The following is a 22,682-nucleotide window of genomic DNA, read 5'->3' as shown; positions in this document are numbered from 1 at the left end:
CTCACTCGCTGCCGAAGATCGACTGCCACAGGGCGATGGCATGGCCGGCATGACCCGCCACCCGGGCCGGATCGACGCGCGACGGCTCGCCCTGCAGGCGCAACTGGTGCTGCAGCTTGCGCATCGCCCGGTAGGCGTCGCCCACCTTGCCGGCCAGCGTGGCATCGACCAGGCCCAGTTCGCCGCCGATGCGCAACAGGGCGATGTTGCCGACATTGCCCGTCAACTGCGGATAACGTCCTGCGTACTCCAGCACCAGGTACTGCACGATGAACTCGATGTCGATCATACCGCCGGCATCCTGTTTCAGGTCGAAGCTGCCGGCCCGGCTCGGATAGGCGTCGTGCATCTTGCGCCGCATCGCCAGCACCTCGCGCTTGAGCTCTGCGCCCGTGACGCGGGGCGCACGCAACACCACGCTGCGGATGTCCTCGAACTGGCGGCCGATGTCGGCGTCGCCCGCGCAGAAGCGGGCCCGGGTCAGCGCCTGGTGTTCCCACACCCAGGCCGAATTTTGCTGGTAGCGTTCGAACGCCTGCACGGACGAGACCAGCATGCCGCTGGCGCCGTCCGGGCGCAGCGCCGTGTCGATGTCGAACAGGATGCCGGCCGAGGTGTGCGACGTCATCCACGTGATGAAGCGCTGTGCCAGCTTCGCGTACAGTCCCGGCGCCTCCTGGTCGTCGTCGTCGAACAGGAAGATGACGTCCAGGTCGGACACGTAGCCCAGCTCCTTGCCGCCGAGCTTGCCGTACGCGATGACGGCGAAGCGGGGCACCTCGCGGTGCCGCTTGGCCACCGTCAGCCAGGCCGTGCGCACGACGGCCGCGACGATGACGTCGGCCAGCGCGGACAGATGATCGGCCAGCTTCTCCACCGTCAGGTCGCCCGCCAGGTCCTGCGCCAGCAAGTGGAACAGCTGGGCATGGTGGACTTCGCGCAGGATGTCCAGCTGGCGCTCCGTGTCGCCGGCCGCCACCGCCAGCTGGGCGTCGAGGTCCTGCGCCAGCGTGACGGCATCGAACACGGCATTGCGGATGCGGTCGTCCAGCAGCTCGTCCAGCAGGATCGGGTGCTGGGTCAGGAACGTGGCGGCCCAGGCGCTGGCATGCATCATGGCGATGACGCGCTCCAGCGTGTGCGGGTATTCGGTCAGCAGCGACAGGTAGGCCGAGCGCCGCGCCACCGCTTCCAGGAAGTCCAGCAACCGGCCCAGGGTGGCCAGCTGGCTGCCGACACCGTTCTGCTCGGCCGCGCGGGCAATCAGCGGCAGCGCCGCATTGATCAGCGTGACGAGGCGCTGGCGGCTCGCTTCCGGCATCGACTGCAGCCGGGGGGCCTGCCACGTGGCGACGAGGCGCCGGGCGGCGGCGGCCGGATCGTCATAGCCCAGCGTCGTGAAGCGGGCCTCGATGGCTTCCACGTTGTCCGGATCGGCGCAGTCGGTGTCGGCCTCGGCATCGTCGCCGCCCTTGTCGGCAAACATCGCGTCGAACTGTTCGGCCACGAAGCGGCGGTGCGTGTCCAGTTGCGCGAGGAGGGCGTCCGTGTCGGGCAGGCCCATCATGCGCGCGACGGTGGCGCGGTCGGCCTCGTTCGGCGGCAGCGTGTGGGTCTGCGCATCCTCCAGGTACTGCAGGCGGTGCTCCAGGTTGCGCAGGAATGTGTACGATTCCAGCAGGCGCTCGACCAGGTCGGCCGCCATCAGGCCCTTGTCGGGCAGCTGGCGCAACGTGGCGCGGGTGGAGCGGTCGCGCAGGCTGGGATCGCGCCCGCCCCGGATCAGCTGGAAGACCTGGGCCAGGAATTCGATCTCGCGGATGCCGCCCCGGCCCAGCTTGACGTTGTGGCTGCGGTCCGGATGGAGCCGCTCCTGCCGGTTGACCTCGGCGCGGATCTGCGCGTGCATGTTGCGGATGGCGTCGATGACGCCGAAGTCCAGGTAGCGACGGAAGCAGAACGGCCGCACGATGGCCTCGAGCGCGGCGATCTCCTCCGGCGCCCCCGTTACCGCGCGCGCCTTGACCCACGCGTAGCGTTCCCACTCGCGGCCCTGCACGATCAGGTACTGCTCCACCATGCCCAGGCTGGCCGCCAGCGGTCCCGAGCCGCCGTTCGGACGCAGCGCCATGTCGACGCGGAACGTGAAGCCGTCCTCCGTGATTTCGGCGATGGCGGCGATCAGCTTCTTGCCCAGGCGGATGAAGTACTCGTGGTTCGACAGCACGCGCTGGCCCGGCGCCGTCGGCACCGTGTCGCCATCCTCCGGGTAGACGAAGATCAGGTCGATGTCGGACGACACGTTCAGCTCGAACCCGCCCTGCTTGCCCATCGCCAGCACGATCAGTTGCTGTTCCTGGTGCGATTCGTGCCCGGTCGGCACGCCGTGGGCGGCGCGCATCTCGGCGTCCAGCTCGGCCAGGTGGCCGCGGATGGCGAAGTCGGCCAGGCGCGTGACGGCCGTGACCACCTCGTCCAGGTCGGCCCGGCCCTCCAGGTCGCGCCGGATCAGGCCGGCGATCAGCAGGTTGCGCAGGCGCCGCATGCCGCGCGCCAGCGGCAGCGGGGCGGCGTCGCCGTTGGCCCGTTCGCGTGCCAGCAGGGCATCCAGATCGACGGTTGCCAGCGACGACTGCACCAGCCCATCGATGCGGTCCTGGCGGCCGGGTTCCGCGGCCAGCCAGCGTTGGTAGAAGCGGGAGTCCTCGGCAGTGGCGTTCGGCATGGGTGTTTTCTTGAGATTTATGAATGTCGTAAATATAGCGTAACGTTCTGTAAGAGAATGCGTTACGGAACTTAGTGTAGCCGGGCCTTGCGGTAGAATGTGGCCGCCGGCCCGTGGGCCGCCGCAATCGATCAGCAGTTGAGATTCGCAGTTGAGATTCGCAGTTGAGATACGCAGTTGAGATACGCAGTTGAATATTCTACGCCGGGCATCCGGCCAGGCCCGGGATAATGAAGTGTTGACGGAAAAATCGGCAGAAGACAAGTTGGCGCCCCGGCCGCCGGAGCCGCAGCAGGAGGAAGGACCGCTGGCCGCCCGCTGGCACCGCCTGCTGGCCGCCTACCGCCTGTGCAACCGCGCCAGCCATCACGTGCTGGGTTTTACGCTGAAGCTGGCGCTGCTGCTGTACTTTATCTTTGCCATCGTCTTCCTCGTCCTGCGCTGGGCCGTGTTGCCCCAGATCGACAGCTACAAGGGCGACATCGAACGCCTCGCCAGCCGCGCCGTCGGCAATCCCGTCACCATCGACCGCATCTATGCCTCCTGGTCCGGCCTGCGCCCCAACCTGTTCCTGGGCGACGTGGTGCTGCGCGACCGCGACGGCCGCCAGGCGCTGCGCCTGCCCAGCGTCTCAGCCACCTTGTCGTGGTGGAGCCTGGCCACCCTGGACGTGCGTTTCGAATCCATCGAACTGATCCGCCCGAACCTGCAGGTGGCGCGCACGGCCGACGGCCGCCTGCTCGTGGCCGGCATCCTCGTGGACCTGAACAAGAAGGACGACGGCCGCGGCTCCGAGTGGGTACTGGGGCAGCGCGAGATCGTCATCCGCGAGGGCCGGCTGGAGTGGCTCGATGCCCAACGTGGCACGCCGCCGCTGGTGCTGCAGAACATGAGCCTGATGCTGCGCAACCAGTGGCGGCGGCACCAGTTTGCCGTCCACGCCACCGCCACGGGTGGCGCGCGCGACACGCTGGACCTGCGCGCGGACTTCTCCCATCCTGCTTTTGCCCGCCGCGTCTCCGACGTGCGCCAGTGGCATGGCACGATCTACGCCGCCGTGGGCGGCAACGACCTGGCCGCGTGGCAACCCTACAATCCATACGGCGACGGCCAGCCGGCCCGGTTGCAGTCCGGCCGCGGCACCTTGCGTGCCTGGCTCGACATCGACTACAGCCGCCTGTATGGCGTGACGGCGGACGTCAACCTGGAAGACGTGCGCGCCACGCTGGGCCGCGACCTGCCCGCGCTGGACGTGGCGGCGCTGTCCGGCCGCATCGCCTTTGCTGAGGACAAGCCGCCGCGCAACCGCCGCCGCGACCTGGCCGCCGTGCCGTTCGGCGCACTGGGTCACCGGGCCAGCGTGACGGGCTTCACGTTGCGCACGCGCGACGGCATGGTGCTGGCGCCCACCACCCTGTCCGAGCGCTACGTGCCCGCGTCCGGCAAGCAGCCGGCCCGCACCGAAGTCACGGCCCGCTCGCTGGACCTGGGCATGGTGGCCGCGCTGGCCACCCGGCTGCCGCTGGCGCCCGCCCAGCGCGCGGTGCTGGGCGAGCTGGCGCCACGGGGCCGGGTGCTGGACCTGGATGCCCGCTGGCAGGGCCCGGCCAGCGCGCCGCAGGCCTGGCGAGTCAAGGCCGACCTGGCCGACCTGGGCATGAATCCGCTGGCGGCGCGCGCCGCCGCGCCCGGCATGGCCAAGTTGCCGGCGCTGCCCGGCTTCGAGCACTTGTCCGGCAGCATCGACGCGGCCGAGGACGGCGGCAGCGTGCGCCTGGATGCGCCGAACCTGGTGTTGCGCATGCCAGCCTGGTTCGCTGAGCCGGCCATGGCGTTCCAGCAGCTCAAGCTGAAAGCCAGCTGGACGCACGACGACAAGGCCACCCGCATCGACATGGATGACTTCGCGTTCGACCAGGACGGCCTGAAGGGCGCGCTCAAGGGCCGCCACGTGCTGGACGGCAGCGGTCCCGGCGTGGCCGATTTCACTGGCACGCTGGACGGCTTCGTCATCAATCGCATCGGCCGCTACCTGCCGCGGGCCACGCCGGAACACCTGCACCATTGGCTGACGGGCGCCCTGGAAGCCGGTACCGCCACCGACGCTTCGCTGCGCCTGCGCGGCGACCTGGCCCATTTCCCGTTCGCGAGCGGCACGCCGGCCGAGGACAAGGGCGAGTTCCGCATCGCGGGCCGCCTCGTCGATGCCAAGCTCAACTATGAGCCCGGCGTGTTCGGCAAGGACGGCAAGGCGCCGCTGTGGCCGCAGGCCGAGCAGATCCGGGGCACGTTCGCGTTCGACCGGGCCAGCATGGAAATCAAGGCCGACACGGCCAGGACGGGCAACGTGGCGTTGCACAACGTCAAGGCCGTCATCGCCGACCTGATCCACCACGACAGCGTGCTGGAGATCGACGGCAGCGCGGCCGGCGCCATGCAGGACTACCTGCGCTACGTGGCCAACAGCCCCGTGCTGGAATGGATCGGCCACTTTACCGACCAGACCACGGCCACGGGCAACGCAAAGCTGGGCCTGAAGCTGAGCCTGCCGCTGGCACGCCTGCGCGAAAGCAAGGTGCAGGGCACCCTGGCATTGCAGGGCAACGACGTGGTGCTGTGGCACGACATGCCGCCCGTGCTGCTGGCCACGGGCAAGATCGAGTTCCACGAGCACGGCGTCAACCTGAACGGCCTGAACGGCACGTTGCTGGGCGGCCAGCTGACGGTGGCGGGCGGCACCCAGCGCGACGGCACGATCCAGGTCCGCATCGGCGGCAACGTCACGGCCGACGGGCTGCGCCGCACCTATCCGACGCCCGTCATGCAGAAGCTCGCCGAGCGCTTTGCCGGCGGGACGCGCTACCACGGCGTCATCACGGCCGCCAATCACCAATACCAGGTATTCGTCGAGTCGGCGCTGACGGGCGTAGCGCTGGACTTCCCCGCGCCGCTGGCGAAGGCGGCGGCGGACGCGCTGCCGCTGCACTTTGTGCTGAACGGCGGAGCCGCCAACGAGGCCGGCCAGGCGCATGACGACATCCGCATCACGCTGGGCGACGCGATCGAGGCGCGCTACCAGCGCCAGCGCCAGGACAAGGGGCCATGGCAGCTGGTGCGCGGCGGTATCGGCCTGAACGTGCCGGCCCCGCAGCCGGACAGCGGCATGGCGCTGCATGCCAGCGTCAAGTCCCTCAACGTGGACGACTGGATCGGCCTGGTGGGCACGGTGACGGATGCCGCCGGACCGGCGCACGCCGCGGGCGCGGGCGAGGGCCCCGGCCTGGCGCAGTACGTGGCGGCCGACCTGCTGGCCGCCCGCGCGGACGAACTCACTATCGCCGGGCGCAAGGTCAACGATGTGGTGGTGGGGCTGACCCACCGCAACGGTGCGTGGCAGGCCAACGTCGACTCGCGCCAGGCCAACGGCTACATCACGTGGAACGAGTCGCCCACGGGGCGGGGCCTGGGCAAGGTCACGGCGCGGTTGTCCAGCCTGCTGATTCCGGAATCGGCCGCCGGCGACGTCAAGGACCTGCTGGAGAAGTCGGCCTCGGCCAGCGCGCCGGCGATTCCCGCGCTGGACATCGTGGCGGAGCGCTTCGAGCTGTTCAACCGCCAGCTGGGCCGCATGGAGCTGCAGGCCTACAATGCACTGATCACATCCTCGCGCGAATGGCGCGTGTCCAAGCTCACACTGGAGAATCCGGACGGCGCGCTGCACGGCACGGGCCGCTGGGTCAGCCGCAATGGCCAGCACGATTCCTCGCTCAACTTCAGCCTGGACATCGTCGACGCCGGCAAGCTGCTGGACCGCTTCGGCTTCGCCGACACGCTCAAGAATGGCAAGGGCAAGCTGTCCGGCGACATTTCCTGGAAGGGCTTGCCGTATGCGCTGGACATCCCCACGTTGTCCGGCAAGCTCGTCATGAGCGTGGAGAAGGGCCAGTTCCTGAAGCAGGACCCGGGCGCCGCCAAGCTGCTGGGCGTGCTCAGCCTGCAGGCGCTGCCGCGCCTGCTGAAGTTCGATTTCCACGACGTGTTTGCCCAAGGGCTGGCATTCGACGGCATCAGCGCGACGGCGCAGATCGAGCGGGGCATCGCGAAAACGGATAACCTCAGGATGCATGGCGTGCAGGCCACGGTGCTGATGTCCGGCAGCGCCGACATCGCCAACGAATCGACCAACCTGCACGTCGTCGTGATTCCGCAGGTGAACCTGGGCACGGCGCCGCTGGTGTACGCGCTGGCCGTGAATCCCGTGATCGGGCTGGGCAGTTACCTGGCCCAGCTGTTCCTGTCCGCGCCCGTGATGAAGGCGCTGACGTACCAGATGCAGGTGACGGGCCCGTGGAAGGCGCCTGTCATCACGAAGCTTGATACCGAGCCGGTGGTTCGGTCCCAGTAGTTCGAGCCCAGCAGTTCGATTTCAGCAGTTAGCCCAGACAAGGAGCATTGATGACTATCGTTGCCGCCGTACAAATGGTCTCCACCCCGGTCGTGGAGGACAACCTGGCCACTGCGGCCCGTCTCGTGGCCGAGGCCGCCGCCACGGGCGCGCGCCTGGTGCTGCTGCCGGAATACTGGCCCATCATGGGCCGCAGCGACAGCGACAAGGTGGGCAAGGCCGAGCCGCTGGGGAGTGGCGTCATCCAGGCAGCGATGGCGGCGATGGCGCGCGAACACGGCATCTGGCTGCTGGGCGGCACGTTGCCGCTGGCCAGCGAGGATCCCGAGAAAGTCATCAATACGACGCTCGTGTACGACCCGGAAGGGCGCCACGTGGGCCGCTACGACAAGATCCACCTGTTCGGATTCACCAAGGGCACCGAGTCGTACAACGAGTCGCGCACGATCGTGCCGGGCCGCTCCGTCGGTACGGTCGAGACGGCGGTGGGCAAGGTCGGCATGTCGGTCTGCTACGACCTGCGCTTCCCCGAGCTGTTCCGCGCGATGGGCCCCGTCAACCTGATCGTCGTGCCCGCCGCGTTCACGTACACGACCGGGCGGGCGCACTGGGAAATCCTGCTACGGGCCCGCGCCATCGAGAACCAGTGCTACGTGCTGGCGGCCGCGCAGGGCGGCGAGCACGTCAACGGCCGCCGCACGTGGGGCCACAGCATGCTGGTCGATCCGTGGGGCGAGGTGAAGGCCGTGCTGGCCGAGGGGGAGGGCGTCATCCATGGCGAGCTCGACCTTTCTTACCTGGACGGCGTGCGCGAGAGCCTGCCGGCACTGAAGCACCGGACGATGTAGATCGTCCCAATCCACTACAATGACGGCAAAGCCAACGTAGAAAGAGCACCATGAAACCATTCGAACCGAACCTGTCGTCGCTGGCGCTGGCCCGCGACGTGCTGCTGACCCCGTTCGGGCTGGACGAAGCCAAGCTGATCAAGACGCTGGGCACGATGTTCACCCACAAGGTCGACTATGCCGACTTGTATTTCCAGTTCACCAAGAACGAGGGCTGGAGCCTGGAAGAAGGCATCGTCAAGACGGGCAGCTTCTCGATCGACCAGGGCGTGGGCGTACGCGCCATTTCCGGCGACAAGACGGCGTTCTCGTACTCCGACGAGATTTCCGAAGCGGCCCTGCTGGACGCGGCGGCGGCCACGCGCACGATCGCGCGCGCCGGCGCCGGCAAGATCAAGGTGGCGGGCAGCATGACGCCCGTCGGCGGCCGCTCGCTGTACCTGCCGCACGATCCGCTCGACTCGCTGGACGCGGCGGCCAAGGTCAAGCTGCTCGAGCGCGTCGAGAAGATCGCCCGCGCCAAGGACCCGCGCGTCGTGCAGGTGATGGCGGGCCTGGCCGGCGAATACGATGTCGTGCTGGTGGTGCGCAGCGACGGCGTGCTGGCGGCGGACATCCGCCCGCTGGTGCGCGTGTCGGTGACCGTCATCGTCGAGCAGGACGGCCGGCGCGAGATGGGCTCGTCCGGCGGCGGCGGGCGCTATGACTACAATTACTTCACCGACGAGCTGCTGCAGCAGTACGCGGAAGACGCCGTCAAGGGCGCGCTGGTCAACCTCGACTCGCGTCCGGCCCCGGCCGGCCCGATGACCGTCGTGCTGGGCCCGGGCTGGCCCGGCATCCTGCTGCACGAGGCGATCGGCCACGGCCTGGAAGGCGACTTCAACCGCAAAGGCTCGTCGACCTTCTCCGGCCGCATCGGCGAACGGGTGGCGGCCAAGGGCGTCACGGTGGTCGACGACGGCACGCTGGCGGACCGCCGCGGCTCGCTCAATATCGACGACGAAGGCAACCCGACCCAGTGCACCACGCTGATCGAGGACGGCATCCTGCGCGGCTACATCCAGGACACGATGAACGCGCGCCTGATGAAGATGCCGGTGACGGGCAACGCGCGCCGCGAATCGTTCGCGCACCTGCCGATGCCGCGCATGACGAACACGTACATGCTGGCGGGCGACAAGGACCCGGCCGAGATCCTGGCGTCCGTCAAGAACGGCCTGTACGCGGTCAACTTCGGCGGCGGCCAGGTCGACATCACGAACGGCAAGTTCGTGTTCTCGGCCAGCGAGGCCTACATGATCGAAAACGGTAAAGTGACGTATCCCGTCAAGGGCGCCACGCTGATCGGCAACGGCCCGGACGTGCTGAACCGCGTCTCGATGATCGGCAACGACATGAAGCTGGACCCGGGCGTGGGCGTGTGCGGCAAGGAAGGCCAGAGCGTGCCGGTGGGCGTCGGCCAGCCCACCCTGCGCATCGACGGCGTCACCGTGGGCGGCACCGCATAAAAAACGGTGACAGTCACCGTTTTTTCAAAGCAAAAGGCGCCCGCGGGCGCCTTTTTTTTAATGCCAGATTTCCGGGACATTTCCGGAATGTCCGAATTCTGTTGCCAAAATTCGGGGACAGTCGACGCTCTTTTCAAAGCAACCCAACCGCAAAGGCTGGGGTCAGACCCGTCGGGTCTGACCCCAGTTTTCGGTCCTGGGGTGGAGCGTGGACAAGCGGCCCACCGGGAAGCTTCGTTAGAACGAGTACGAACCCCGCAGGTACAGCGCGCGGCCGATCGGGTCGGTGTAGCGCGGATCGTAACCCTTCTGGAACACCGTGCCCTGGTTGCTGAACGGCGGTTCCTTGTCGAACAGGTTCTTCACGCCGGCCGTCAGGCTGACGTTCTTGAAGCCCGTGTAGGTGCCCGACAGGTTGACCAGGCTGTACGACGGCACGCGCTGGCGGAACGCCTCGTCGACCAGGTTCTGGTCGTCGTAGCCCGTCTTGAAGTTGTGCGCCAGCGTGGCGCTCCACACGCCCGAACGCCACGACAGCGACGCGTTGTGGCGCCAGCGGAAGACCACGTAGTTGTCCGCGTAGCGGCCCGTGTTCTGGACGAATTCGCCATCGCGCTCGTTCTGGTACTCGTAGTTGTGGATGTACGTGCCGTCCAGGGTGAACGTGAAGTTGCCGAAGTCGGTACGCGGCGCGCGCCACGTCAGGCTGACGTCCACGCCATCCGTACGCACCTTGCCCAGGTTCTCGTTCAGGTCCAGGATGGCGTTGGGCGAGCCGTCCGGGAAGCGCAGGAAGCGGTCGGCGTACTTGGGGTAGTTGCCGTAGATGGCCTGCTCCGGCAGCGCGCCGATCTTCTCGCGCAGGTGGATGTTGAAGTAGTCCAGCGCCAGCGTGACGGCCGCCGTGGGTTCGAACACGGCGCCCAGCGCGAACGTGCGCGACTTCTCCGGCTGCAGCTCTGGATTGCCGCCTTGCAGCTTGAACTGCTGCAGGTCGCAGTCGCGCAGCGGGTTCGAGCCTGGCTGCGGCACGCCGCCCGGGCACAGGATCGGATCGTTGTACGAGTTGCTGGTGTCGTTGCGCGACAGCGGGGCGTTCTTCTCGAACAAGGTCGGCGCGCGGAAGCCCGTGCTGACCGAACCGCGCAGCACGAACGTCTTGTGCGGCTGCCAGCGGAACGATGCCTTCGGATTGGTCGTGCTGCCGACGTCGCTGTAGTGGTCCCAGCGGGCCGCCAGCGACGCTTCCAGGTTCTGCATGAACGGCAGGTTGATCTCGCCGAACACGGCCTGGATGGTGCGGCTGCCCGATTTCGGCAGCGAGCCCGACAGACCGGAGCTGGCCGCCTGGCTGGCGATGTCGCGGTTGACGTTGAACTCGGCCTTCTCGTGGCGCAGTTCCGTGCCCAGCGCGACGGCCAGCTTGCCGCCCGCCATGTCCATCAGCTCGCGGCTGGCCTTCAGATCGAAGGCGGTCGTGGCGTTTTTCGCGTCCTGCACGCGGCCGCGCAGCGCGGTCGTGGCCAGGTAGGCGCGGCCCGCTTCGTTCTGCAGGCCGAACGGATTCAGGATGCCGTTGGCGACACCGGCCGCGAACGACGCATCCTGCACGTAGCCGCCGGTGAACTCTTCCGACGAACGGCTGACGGAGTGCGACAGGCCGCCGGCATAGTCCCAGCCCGCGACGATGCCTTCCAGCGAGGCCAGGAAGCGGTCGCCCGAACCGCGCGACAGGATCTGGCGCTGGCCCGCCTCGGTGGGACGCCAGTTGACGGACAGCGGGCTGCCGGACAGGCCGGCCTGTGCCGGCACGCCGCCGGAATTACCCGGATAGAACGGGCTGGTGGCCGGCAGGATCAGGCCCGTCTGTGGCGGTGGCGCCGTGCGCGAGTTGACGCGGTTTTCCGAGTGCAGTACTTCCAAGGTGGCCGTATGGTCGCCGCCCAGCTTGAAGCTGGCGCGGCCGAACGCGGTGGCGCGTTCCTGCTCGGGCAGGCTGTCGATCTGGCGCGTGTAGTCCTGGCGGCAGGTGCCGTCGCTGGCGCGCGGAATGGAAAATGGCGCGTTGCAGCCGGTGGCGAAGTAGGGGTTGCCGGCCCTGTCGGCGACGGCGTCGTAGTAGTTGCCGGGGAACGTGGTGCCCGACGTTTCGGACAGGCCGCGCGACGGGATCACGCCGGTTTCCGAGAACGGCCGCTGCTGCGACGTCAGCACGTCCTGCTTGTGGTAGTCCAGCACGCCCAGCACGGCCCAGCCCTCGCGCGCCAGGTCGCCGCCGCCGGTGGTCAGGTTGCCGCGCCGTTCGCGCCCGCCCGTATGCTGCGGCAGCACCGTTTCGATGGCCACCGTGGTCTGCTGCACGGCGCGGCGGGTGATGAAGTTGATGACGCCGCCGATGGCATCGGTACCGTAGATCGCCGACGCGCCGTCGCGCAGTACCTCGACGCGCTCCAGGGCGGCGACGGGAATCAGGTTCAGGTCGACGCTGGCGCCGTCATAAGGATGGCTCGCCAGGCGGCGGCCGTTCAGCAGCACCAGGGTCTTGTCGCCGCCCAGGCCGCGCAGGTCGGCCGTGGCCTGGCCGCCGGTGGGCAGGCCGCTGGCGTTGCCGCCGACGGCGTTGGCCGAACCGAAGCTGGTCTGGTTGGCGGGGATGCGGTCCAGTACTTCCTGGGCCGTAGTCAAGCCCTGCTTGACGAATTCCTCGGCCTTGAAGACCGTCAGCGGCGTCGCCGTTTCGTTGACGAGGCGCTTGATCGACGAGCCCGTGATCTCCACGCGCTGCATCTGGCCTTCGCCGGTGTCTTGCGCGAGTGCCGGTGCGAAGGCGGACAGGGCGGCGATGCCGAGGCAAATCGGCCGCAGGCGACCGATGCGTGCATTTCTTTTGTTAGCCAAAACTCTCTCCCGATGTTGAGAAAAAATGGTGCAGCTGAGACAAGCCAAGGTGAACGTTCGGTCACACCGGCTGCACGCACACTTTGACACGGCATTGATTATTTGCAAACTAGACGGCGAAGAAAATGCGGCGAACAGGCCGTTTGTGTTGTATCTACCGCAACTGGGCTGGCCAAAACGCACGTTCGCTTGCGTTTTGCACGTGTTGGCATTCCTGCCGACAATGTGCTTGCCAAACCTTGCACGTTGTTGTTATAGTGATTCTCAATTACCAGGACATCTCATGCACTGCTCCGTTTTCTTTACCGGCTTCTTTTATTTTTGGCTCCCTGCCCGCAAGGCGGTTGAGTAGAGGCCGGTTCACGTAGCAACAATCACGAGACTCCAGCAAATGCCCAGAAGACCGCCAGAGATGGCGGTTTTTTTTTACGCAAATTTTTTGAACGAATTTTTGAATATTGAGGAGAGCACCATGCAACGCACCGACGACCTGCGCATCCGCGAGATGAAGGAACTGACGCCCCCATCGCACCTGATCCGCGAGTTCCCCTGCACCGAAGCGGCTTCGCAGACGGCGGCCGCCGCACGCATCGCGTTGCACCGCATCCTGCACGGCCAGGACGACCGCCTGATGGTCGTCGTCGGCCCTTGCTCGATCCACGATCCGAAGGCGGCGATGGAATACGCCCGCAAGCTGACGGAAGTGCGCGCGCACCTGCAGGGCGACCTGGAAATCGTCATGCGCGTGTACTTCGAGAAGCCACGCACGACGGTGGGCTGGAAGGGCATGATCAACGATCCGTACATGGACAACAGCTTCCGCATCAACGACGGCCTGCGCATGGCGCGCGAGCTGCTGCGCGACATCAACGAACTGGGCCTGCCGGCCGGCACCGAGTTCCTCGACGTGATCAGCCCGCAGTACATCGCCGACCTGATCGCCTGGGGCGCGATCGGCGCGCGCACCACGGAATCGCAGGTGCACCGCGAACTGGCCTCCGGCCTGTCGTGCCCGGTGGGCTTCAAGAACGGCACGGACGGCAACACCAAGATCGCCGTCGAGGCCATCAAGGCCGCGTCGCAGCCGCACCACTTCCTGTCCGTGACGAAGGGCGGCCACTCGGCCATTGTGTCGACCAACGGCAACGAGGACTGCCATATCATCCTGCGCGGCGGCAAGACGCCGAACTACGATGCCGCCAGCGTGGAAGAAGCCTGCAAGGCCATCGCCAGCCACGGCCTGGCGTCGCGCCTGATGATCGACGCGTCACATGCGAACAGCTCGAAGAAGCCGGAAAACCAGGTGCCGGTGTGCGCCGACATCGCCGGCCAGATAGCCGGTGGCGACGACCGCATCGTCGGTGTCATGATCGAATCGCACCTCGTCGCCGGCCGCCAGGACCTGGTGCCGGGCAAGGAGCTGACCTACGGCCAGTCCGTCACGGACGGCTGCATCGACTGGGACACCACCCTGCAGGTGCTGGACAACCTGGCCGCCGCCGTGCGCCAGCGCCGCCTGCGCGGCGAATAATCCGGCGCCGGCCGGGGAGCGACCATTCGCCGGCCGGCACGACAACTGAAAACGCATGAGGGCGGCATCATGGGCACACCGATTCAAGACGACATCGCCGCGCTGCAGCGGCAGATCGGCGCGGCCATCCAGGCCGGCCGCGACAACGAGGCCGGCCAGTTGTGGCAGCGGCTGCTGGACATCGATCCCGGCAACGCCAAGGCCCTGTTCGCGCTGAGCCAGCGGGCGTTCCGGTCCGGCGACCTGCAGCGCGCCCGCGAGCTGCTGCAGCGCCTGGTCGCGCGCGATGGCCAGGACCTGCAGCAGTGGATCAACCTGGCCGTGGTGTGCCGCGGCCTGCACGACGACGAGGGCGAAGCCGCGGCCCTGACAGGCGCGCTGACCGTCGACCCCACCGACATGCTGGCGCAGCTGCTGCGCGGCGAACTGTTCGAGCGCCAGGGCCGGCGCCACGAGGCCGTCCGCGCCTACGGCGCCGGCGCCATGGCCGCGCCGCCGCTGGAGCAGCTGGACCCGTCGCTGCGGCCCCTGCTGCAACGCGCGCTGGCGTTCCAGGACGCCTACCAGCGCGACTACGGCGACTGGATGGACGCCCACCTGGCGCCGCTGCTGCGCGACCTGCAGGGCGAGCCGCTGGGGCGTTTCCGCGACGCCGTCGACATCATGTTCGGCCGCAAGCGCCGCTACGACCCGCAGCCGGCGCTGTTCTATTATCCCGGCCTGGCACCCGTCACGTTCTTCGACCGCGCGCTGTTCCCCTGGATGCCGGCGCTGGAAGCGCAGACCGACGCGATCCGCGCCGAGTTCCTGGCCGTGCTGGAAGGCCAGGACGGTTTCGTGCCTTACCTCAGCTACCCGCCGGACCAGCCCCACTTCCAGTTCGCGCAGTTGAACAACTCGCCGGACTGGAGCGCCTACCACCTGATCGAGCAGGGCCGCCTGGTGGACGAGCACGCGGCCCGTTGTCCCGCGACGATGGCCGCGCTGGCGGGCGTGCCGCAGCCGCGCCAGCTCAATCGTACGCCCAGCGCCATGTTCTCGCTGCTGCGGCCGCGCACGCGCATTCCCGCCCACACGGGCGTCAGCAACGTCCGCCTGGTCGCGCACCTGCCGCTGATCCTGCCGGGGCAGTGCGCGCTGCGGGTCGGCAACGACGTGCGCGAGTGGGAGATGGGCAAGGCGTGGGTGTTCGATGACACGATCGAGCACGAGGCGTGGAACGACAGCGACAGCTTGCGCGTGGTGCTGATCTTCGACGTGTGGCACCCGCACCTGTCGGAAGCCGAGCGCACGATGGTCAGCGCGCTGGCCGATGGCATCGTGCGGTTCGGCGCCAGCGCCGGCGGCTTCGAGTTGTAGTCCAGGCGAACAAACCCGCAGGTGACAGGGGTCTCTACCGCGAATTGGGGACAGCCTCCAATTCCGCGAATTGGGGACAGCCTCCAATTCCCCGGATCCCAACCCGAGTAGAAATCGGAGGCTGTCCCCCTTTTTCACGACGTCTGGCACCCGCACCTGTCGCAAGCGGAGCGCACGATGGGCAGCGCGCTGGCCGTGGCCTCGTGCAGTTCGGCGCGAGCGCCGGCGGCTCCCGGTTGTAGTCCAGGCGAGCAAACCCGCAGGTGACAGGGTCTCTACCGCGAATTGGGGACAGCCTCCAATTCCCCCGAATTGGGGACAGCCTCCAATTCCCCGGATCCCAACGCGAGTCGAAATCGGAGGCTGTCCCCAATTTGCAATTTGCACGACGTCTGGCACCCGCACCTGTCGCAAGCGGAGCGCACGATGGCCAGCGCGCTGGCCGTGGCCTCGTGCAGTTCGGCGCGAGCGCCGGCGGCTCCCGGTTGTAGTCCAGGCGAGCAAACTCGCAGGTGACAGGGGTCTCTACCTCGAAATGGGGACAGCCTCCAATTCCCCGGATCCCAATGCGAGGCGAAATCGGAGCCTGTCCCCAATATGCAATGCGAGGCGAAATCGGAGGCTGTCCCCAATTTGCAAAATCGGAGGCTGTCCCCAATTTTCGGTTGGCCGATTGATGAGGAGCGCCGGCTGCTTCGGGCTGTGGACCAGGCAAGCAAAACCCGCATGGGCCTGAAGCGGAGCTCAAAAAAACCGCCCGGCGAACCGGGCGGCAAAGTTACAACACAACAAACTGTGCTTAGAAGCGGGCGGTCGCGCTCAGGAAGATGCGGCGGCCCAGTGCGTCATACGTGGACGGGTACGTGTTGCCGTTGCCCAGGCCGGTGGCCAGCTGCGACGTCAGCGGCGGGTCGCGGTCGAACACATTGTTGATGCCCAGCATCAGCGTGTAGTTGCGCTTGTACGTGTACGTTGCCGTCAGGTCCAGGTAGTCGCGCTTGCCCAGTTCGCGGTCGACCGGGTTGGTGCCATGGCCTTCGGACAGGTCGCCGTTGTTGAGCAGCGGGTTGTCCGACAGGTTCTGCAGCTTGACCGCGTTGATGTGACGCCACGTGGCCGCCACGTCGACGTTCCACGGGGTCGCCCAGGTGCCGCGCAGCTTGTGACGCCATTTCGGGTTCGGCGACTCGCACTTGTTGGCGCCGTAGTAGCCCACGCAGTCGTAGCTGCCTTCGCCCTTGATTTCCTCGGTCGTCAGCTTGTCCAGGTAGGTGCCGTTGAAGGCAATGCCGAAGCGGCCCCATTCGCCGGCACGCATCGCATAGTTCGCGCCGATGTCGACACCGCGGGTGTGCTGGCTGCCGATGTTCTGCTGGGTGCCGATGATGCGGCCGTTATCGAACAGCCACAGCGAACCGGTACGGTCGCGCGTGATCAGCGAGCAGAAGCGCGCGTCGCCCGTGGCCAGGCACTTCGACAGCGTGGTGGCCGGATCGATCTTGTCGATCTTGTCGTCCACCTTGATGTCGAAGTAGTCGACCGTCAGGGACAGGTCGCGCAGCGGGGTCAGCACCACGCCGAAGGTCTTCGACTTGGACTTCTCCGGCTTCAGCGCCGTGCTGCCGCCTTGCAGGTAGTTGTACTGGCCGGCCGGGCTGTCCGAGATCGAGCCGTACTGGCTCGCGGTGACGCCCGTCTTCTGGCATGCCGCCAGCGAAGCGGCTGGCGTATCGCCCGCGCACGGGTCGGCATCCATGTCGAACAGGTTGTTGCCCTGCGGCGTGTACAGTTCGATCAGGTTCGGCGCGCGCACCGCCTTCTGGTAGGTGCCGCGGAAGCGTACCTGGTCGATCGGCGACCACACCAGGCCGAGGCCGAACGTGTTGGTCTTGTTGCCCGTGCTGTAGTTGGAATGGCGGTACGAGCCTTCCAGCTGCAGCTGCTTGGCGAACGGCATGTCCTCCATCAGCGGGATCTTCGTTTCGCCGAAGAAGTCCTTGACCGAGTACTGGCCGGACACGCCGCCGGTCGGGCCGCCCGAACCGGACAGGTCGCCGGCCTGGGTCGCCGCATCCGTCATCAGCTCCAGCTTCTCGCGGCGGTGCTCGAAGCCGAACGACACGCCGATACCGCTCTTCGCGGTCGGCAGCTTCCAGCCGTATTCGGACAGGTCGGCGCCGATGGTCGCGCCCTGGAACTGCTGTTCCGTCGAACCCTTGCGCATGCCCGGGATCTGCAGGTAGGCCAGCATTTCCGGCGTCACGCCGCCGGTCTGGTAGACGTTGTAGGGCACGCAGCCCACGTCGCCCGATGCGCAGGCGGCCTTGCCGTTGACGTTGATGACGTCCAGCGCCTTGTCGATCCGCTGCGACGAGAAGTAGTTCTGTTCGCTTTGCGAGTAGATCACCTTGGCCGACTGTGCGTACACGTCGTAGGACCAGATGCCCAGTTCGCCCTGGATGCCGAACAGCTCGCGGAACGAGGTGTTGCGGTACTCGGACTGGCGGCCGCCGCCTTCGACGTTGCGGCGGTTGACGACCACCTCGACCGGGTTGGTCGGCGTGATGCCCAGCGTGTCCTTCAGCTGCTGCGACAGGAACGGATTGTCGTGGCGCAGCGTGGCCGAATTGCCGAAGATGCCGCCTGGGGCGATCTGGCCGGTGGTGCGGTCATCGTGGAACGAGAAGTCGGAATACAACCGCATCTTGTCGTTGATGTCGTAGTGGATGTTGGCATTGAAGCCGTAGCGCTCGGACGGACGCTGGTAGTGGTTCAGCGGACCGAAGTTGTACTGGTCCAGCGCGTTGTTGAAGATGCGCGCGTTGCCGCTGCCGTCCACGGTGTAGACCTTGCCCTTTTGCGGGCCGTCCAGGGCCTGGATGCGGCCGGTGGCGTTGGTGCCGGAACCGCCGCAGGCAAAGCCCTTCGCGGTGGAGCTGACGGTACAGGCCGAGAAGTCGCGGTCGGCCTGCAGCAGCTCGTCTTCCTTCTTGTAGCTGAAGAAGAGGGTGGCGTTACCCTTGTTGTCGGCGAAGTTCGAGCCCATCAGGATGCTGGCGTCGCGCGACTTGCCGTCCCAGCCCTTGTCGCCGGGTACGGCGAACTGCGATGGGTTGGAGGCGCCGCGGGTGGCCACCAGGTTGGCGACTTCGCCGCCGTTCTGCTGGTGGTTGAAGCCGCTCACGTTGGCCTCGACCTGGATACCCTGGAAGTCCTTCTGCATGATGAAGTTGACGACACCGGCGACGGCATCGGAACCGTACACGGCGCCGGCACCACCCGTCAGCACTTCGACGCGCTTGATCAGCGGCGCTGGAATCTGGTTCAGGTCGGCTGCGGTATTGGTCGGGCTGCCCATCGGCAGGCGCTTGCCGTTGACCAGCACCAGCGTACGCTCGGCACCCAGGCCGCGCAGGTTGACGGTGGCGGTGCCGGTGGCACCATTGACGACGTTGCCGCCCTGGTCCGCGAATACTTGCGGCATGTTGTTCAGCAAGCTCTCGACGTTGCGCACGCCGTCGGTCTTGATGTCCTTCGCGGTGATCGTCGTCACCGGGCTGGTGCCTTCCAGGTTTGCCGTCGGAATGCGCGAACCCGTCACTTCCACCTTCACCATCGGGGCTTCGCCAGCCCCGGGCGCTTGTTGCGCATGGGCCGCCTGCATTCCCAGTACCGCGCCCGATGCGCAGATCATGCGGATCGAGCGGGACAAGATCTTTTCCATCGCCATATGTTTGATTCCTATCGCCGAGTGTTTATGAATGCTCGCACGCCATTACCGTTGCGAACACGCCAAGCGTGTCCTTGCTTATTCATCAAACCATTCCGCGGAATTTCCTGTCAATCAACAATGTTGCCCGATGCTGGCGCGTGATTGCGCAATCACGGTGCGTGGCCGTGCCGGTAAGGATGTGCTCACTCAGCAATATCGCGACATGTTGAACGCGGATAGAGCTGGGTTGCAGCAGGATAGTGACAACAAGATGACGCACCAAAATGGTGCCGAGGGGCTGCAAAGGCCTGCGCAGCGAGCTCGACAAAATGTCACGACGATGAGTCTTCGTGTCATTCTTGCGACAGATGCAACACAAATGAAGTAATAATGGGCGAAGTTGGAACGATGTAGGGGCCGGCAAAACCGCCCGTGTCGTGAAAATGGGTGACTGTCACCGTTTTTCATGAGGCGAAAAAAAGCGGCGCAAGCGCCGCTTCTTTTTCAGTCGATCGACAAGCTTAGAACTTGTACGACGCGGACAGGTAGAACTGGCGGCCCAGCGCGCTCGAGTACGAAGGGTTGTAGCCCACCTGGTGCGGACCCGCATTGCGCAGCGAGAACGGCGGATTGCGGTCGAACAGGTTGATGACGCCGGCCGTGATTTCCGTCTTTGCCATCGGGCGGTAGGCCAGCTGGTAGTCGAACGTCGTGTAGCTCGGCACGCGCAGCGTGACGGCGTAGCATTCGCCCGGCGCCCCGGCCACGATCACCGCGCAGTCGTCCAGGGTTTGCGGCTTGTCGACGTAGCCGTTGCGGTAGGCCGCGGTCAGCGTGTGCGTGAACTGCTTCGTCTCGAACGACGACGAGGCCTTGATCACATGGCGGAAGCTGACGGCATCGTCCTCGCCGTAGCGGTTCAGGTCCGTCGTCCACTCGCTCGAGCCCGGCAGCGTGTAGCGCGAACGCAGCAGGTAGGTGCCGGCCAGGCGGCTCGTCAGCTTGCCGCCGTACACGTTCACCTTGTGCGTGAAGTCGTAGTCGATACCGCGGTTTTCACGCTGGCCGATATTGATCGGCAAGAGCTTGACCGCCAGAACGTCCGCGCCTGTCGCATTCATGTGCTTGGTCGTGTACAGGTCGGCATACTTGGCCGGGTCGGCAAAGATGTCCGCTTCGTTGACGCTCGTGACCTGGTTGCTGATCTTGACGTTCCACAGATCCAGGGCCATCGAGATGCTGGCGGTCGGTTCCCACACGGTACCGATCGACCACTGCTTCGATTCTTCCGGCTTCAGGTTCGGGTTACCGCCGCGGAATGCCTCGAACTGCTGGCGTCCCACGTTGTTGCAGTACGAAGCCAGCGGATGCGTGGTGCCCGTCAGAGGGCACTGGTAATTGCCGCCCGTGACGCCCCAGTCTTCCAGCACGCCGGCGATTTCCTGCATCGACGCGGCGCGGAAGCCGGTGCCCGCGGCCGCGCGGAACATCAGGCTCTTCGTGGCCGAGTACTTGCCGGACAGTTTCCACGTCGTCGCGTTTTCCGAGCCGCTGACCTTCTGGCCCGTCAGCTTGTCCTTGACGCCGCCGATCTGGTCGTAGCGGGCCGAAGCGGTCAGTTCCAGCTGCTTCGACACCGGCATCATCAGTTCGGCATAGGCGCCGGCGTTGTCGCGCTCGAAGCCGCTGTCGACGGCGCCGCCGTCACCCAGCAGCGACGCGTTCAGCGCCACGTCCTCGTTGGCCGTCGTGTAGGCAGTGTTGCGATAGTCCACGCCCACGCCCAGCATCGATGTGCCGCCCGGCAGCGCGAACAGCGCACGCGACCCGCGCGCATCCCAGCCCTTCATCGTCACGGTCTGGGTGCTGTACAGGCCGGAGAAATCGCTGCCCCGCAGCGCCGCGCGCGTGGCATCCGACACGGTGCCCGCGAACGGGTCGATCGTGCCCGCGTCGATGGCCGACTGGAACTTGTCCGCCCACGGCGTGCCGCTGACGTACTCCGTCTTCTGCTTGTTGCGCGACCAGGTCAGGGCCGAATTGAGGTCCCAGCCGAACGCGTTGCCGTCGATGCCGACGACAATGTGGGTGGCCTTCGTGCCGTAGTCATAGACGCGGTTGCCCAGGCCCGTGGCACGGTAGTTGGCGACGACGCTGTCGACGCCGGCAGCTTGCTCCGCAGTCAGGTTCGGCAGGATGTACTGGTTGTACAGCGACGAGCCGGGGGCGATCGCGAACTGGGCCGGCAGCGGCGCGATGCTGGCGCGCACGTTGGTGTCGGTGTAGGCGAAATCGTAGAACGCGTTGAAGCCGCTCTGGCCCAGCTTCAGGCTGCCCGAACTGAACAGCGCGTCGCGCCTGGTTTCCGGATTGATCTCGATGGTCGACGCGGAGTCGAACCAGCAATTGCCGTCCGCATAGAAGTCATGGTTCAGCGGTGCGCAGCCGCCGTGCGCCAGCGCGTACGGATTCAGGTTGACCGACTCCGTGCCGGTCGCGCTGCGGTACTTGACGGTGGCGTTGCCGGGAATCGCCCGCGACGAGCCGTTGATGAACTGCAGCGCACGGCCCGTGGCCGGGTCGGTGAAGTTGATGATGCCCGTCTTCGCGAAGTCGCGCTGCGAAGCCTTGAGCGACTTCTGGCCGTCGTGGCTGGCCGAGAAGAACACGCTGTAGCCGTCTTCGTCGATGTCGCCGAAGCCCTTCGAGATCGAGACCGAGTTCGAGGCGCCGCCGGATTCCTGCGGACGGTTGTACTTGGCGTTGATCTCCCAGTCGGAGGCGCCTTTCTTCAGGATGAAGTTGACGACGCCGGCGATCGCGTCCGCACCATACAGGGCGGACGCACCGTCCGTCAGCACTTCCACGCGCTCGACGGCCGACAGCGGAATCGAGTTCAGGTCGATCGTCGTGCCGGAGTTCGCGGGCGCCACGCGGCGGCCGTTCAGCAGCACCAGCGTGTACTGTTCGCCGATGTCGTGGATCGATGCCGTGGTCACGCCGCCACCGCCGCCGCCGACCGAATCGGCCGCCACGGAGAAGCCCTGCATGGCGGGAATCTGCTGGATGAAGTCCGTCACCGTGGTGACGCCGGATTTCTTGATGTCCTTCTGGTTGAACGACTGCACCGGCAGCGACGCTTCGGCGGCGATGCGCTTGATGGAGGAGCCGGTGATTTCAACACGCTGCATGGGCTGTTCGGCGGCTTCCTGTGCGGTCGCGGCGTGCATGCCCATTGCCAGGCCGCCCGCGAACATCACGCGCAGGGAGCGAGACAGTACTTTCTCAATCATTGCTACTTCTTTCGTAAATGCCAACAACAAACAGCTCCGCCGGGTAGGCGGAGCAGACGCAGCCCATGCTGCTTAACTCGAAGTCACAATTGTTTGGTGACTGCGAGCCCGCGTCAGACCTTGTGAATTCTCACCAAAAATCACGGGGCCCGTATCAAACCATCGCGGCAGCGGGTTTGTCAATTTTTGTTTGGTCGTGTAAAGAAAAGATAGCAATAATTGCTAATATTGTTGGCGGTTTTCCTCAGTTGCCATGTGGAATTGGTATATACATCAATAAAATGTACCAGCATGAAGCAAAGCACAAGCGGCCCGAAGGCCGCTTGCTCAACGCGCTACCCCGAGTGCAAAAGCCGGGGCGGACCCTGCGGGTCCGTCCCCAGTTCCTGTCCTGGGTGCC

General features: G+C 66.2%; 10 protein-coding genes. 6 read left to right on the top strand and 4 right to left on the bottom strand.

What is annotated here, in order from left to right; translation table 11 throughout:
- Position 1: 1 nt before the first annotated feature.
- Positions 2 to 2,725, bottom strand: coding sequence for a bifunctional [glutamate--ammonia ligase]-adenylyl-L-tyrosine phosphorylase/[glutamate--ammonia-ligase] adenylyltransferase (gene glnE / locus PX653_RS14895; RefSeq protein WP_277413560.1), 2,724 nt, complete (start codon positions 2,723 to 2,725; stop codon positions 2 to 4).
- A 265-nt stretch (positions 2,726 to 2,990) separates the two neighbouring features.
- Here glnE and PX653_RS14890 point away from each other — a divergent pair, with 265 nt between their 5' ends.
- From PX653_RS14890 to tldD, 3 genes are read left to right on the top strand one after another with little or no spacing between them, the layout of a single operon-like run.
- Positions 2,991 to 7,130, top strand: coding sequence for a YhdP family protein (locus PX653_RS14890; RefSeq protein ID WP_277413559.1), 4,140 nt, complete (start codon positions 2,991 to 2,993; stop codon positions 7,128 to 7,130).
- 50 nt (positions 7,131 to 7,180) lie between these two features.
- Positions 7,181 to 7,978 (top strand): carbon-nitrogen hydrolase family protein, encoded by a 798-nt coding sequence (locus PX653_RS14885; protein WP_277413558.1) that lies wholly within the window; start codon positions 7,181 to 7,183, stop codon positions 7,976 to 7,978.
- 50 nt (positions 7,979 to 8,028) lie between these two features.
- Positions 8,029 to 9,489 (top strand): metalloprotease TldD, encoded by a 1,461-nt coding sequence (gene tldD / locus PX653_RS14880; protein ID WP_277413557.1) that lies wholly within the window; start codon positions 8,029 to 8,031, stop codon positions 9,487 to 9,489.
- A gap of 237 nt (positions 9,490 to 9,726) precedes the next feature.
- Here tldD and PX653_RS14875 read toward each other — a convergent pair whose 3' ends face one another.
- Positions 9,727 to 12,387 (bottom strand): TonB-dependent receptor plug domain-containing protein, encoded by a 2,661-nt coding sequence (locus tag PX653_RS14875; protein WP_277413556.1) that lies wholly within the window; start codon positions 12,385 to 12,387, stop codon positions 9,727 to 9,729.
- Positions 12,388 to 12,859: 472 nt separating this feature from the next.
- Between PX653_RS14875 and aroG the strand changes: the two genes are divergently transcribed.
- Positions 12,860 to 13,918: a 3-deoxy-7-phosphoheptulonate synthase AroG gene (gene aroG, locus PX653_RS14870; RefSeq protein WP_277413555.1), complete on the top strand. Its 1,059-nt coding sequence runs from the start codon at positions 12,860 to 12,862 to the stop codon at positions 13,916 to 13,918.
- Positions 13,919 to 13,987: 69 nt separating this feature from the next.
- Complete coding sequence (locus tag PX653_RS14865) at positions 13,988 to 15,277, top strand: aspartyl/asparaginyl beta-hydroxylase domain-containing protein (protein WP_277413554.1); 1,290 nt, start codon at positions 13,988 to 13,990, stop codon at positions 15,275 to 15,277.
- 799 nt (positions 15,278 to 16,076) lie between these two features.
- On the opposite strand, the gene PX653_RS14860 is transcribed toward PX653_RS14865, so the two are convergent.
- The gene (locus PX653_RS14860; RefSeq protein ID WP_277413553.1) at positions 16,077 to 18,989 is read right to left on the bottom strand and encodes a TonB-dependent receptor domain-containing protein; all 2,913 of its coding nucleotides are present in this window, start codon (positions 18,987 to 18,989) and stop codon (positions 16,077 to 16,079) included.
- A 49-nt stretch (positions 18,990 to 19,038) separates the two neighbouring features.
- On the opposite strand from PX653_RS14860, the gene PX653_RS14855 reads away from it, so the two are divergent.
- Positions 19,039 to 19,377 carry a hypothetical protein gene (locus PX653_RS14855; protein ID WP_277413552.1) on the top strand — a complete coding sequence of 113 codons (339 nt, stop codon included), beginning with the start codon at positions 19,039 to 19,041 and terminating at the stop codon, positions 19,375 to 19,377.
- A gap of 133 nt (positions 19,378 to 19,510) precedes the next feature.
- Here the strand turns inward: PX653_RS14855 and PX653_RS14850 are convergent, their stop codons facing one another.
- Positions 19,511 to 22,282 carry a TonB-dependent receptor domain-containing protein gene (locus PX653_RS14850; RefSeq protein ID WP_277413551.1) on the bottom strand — a complete coding sequence of 924 codons (2,772 nt, stop codon included), beginning with the start codon at positions 22,280 to 22,282 and terminating at the stop codon, positions 19,511 to 19,513.
- Positions 22,283 to 22,682 lie beyond the last annotated feature (400 nt).

It is taken from the genome of Pseudoduganella chitinolytica (assembly GCF_029028125.1).
Classification (GTDB): Bacteria; Pseudomonadota; Gammaproteobacteria; order Burkholderiales; family Burkholderiaceae_D; genus Rugamonas; species Rugamonas chitinolytica.
Note: the sequence above shows the minus strand (reverse complement) of the source record. Positions and strands in the feature narration are given on the sequence as shown.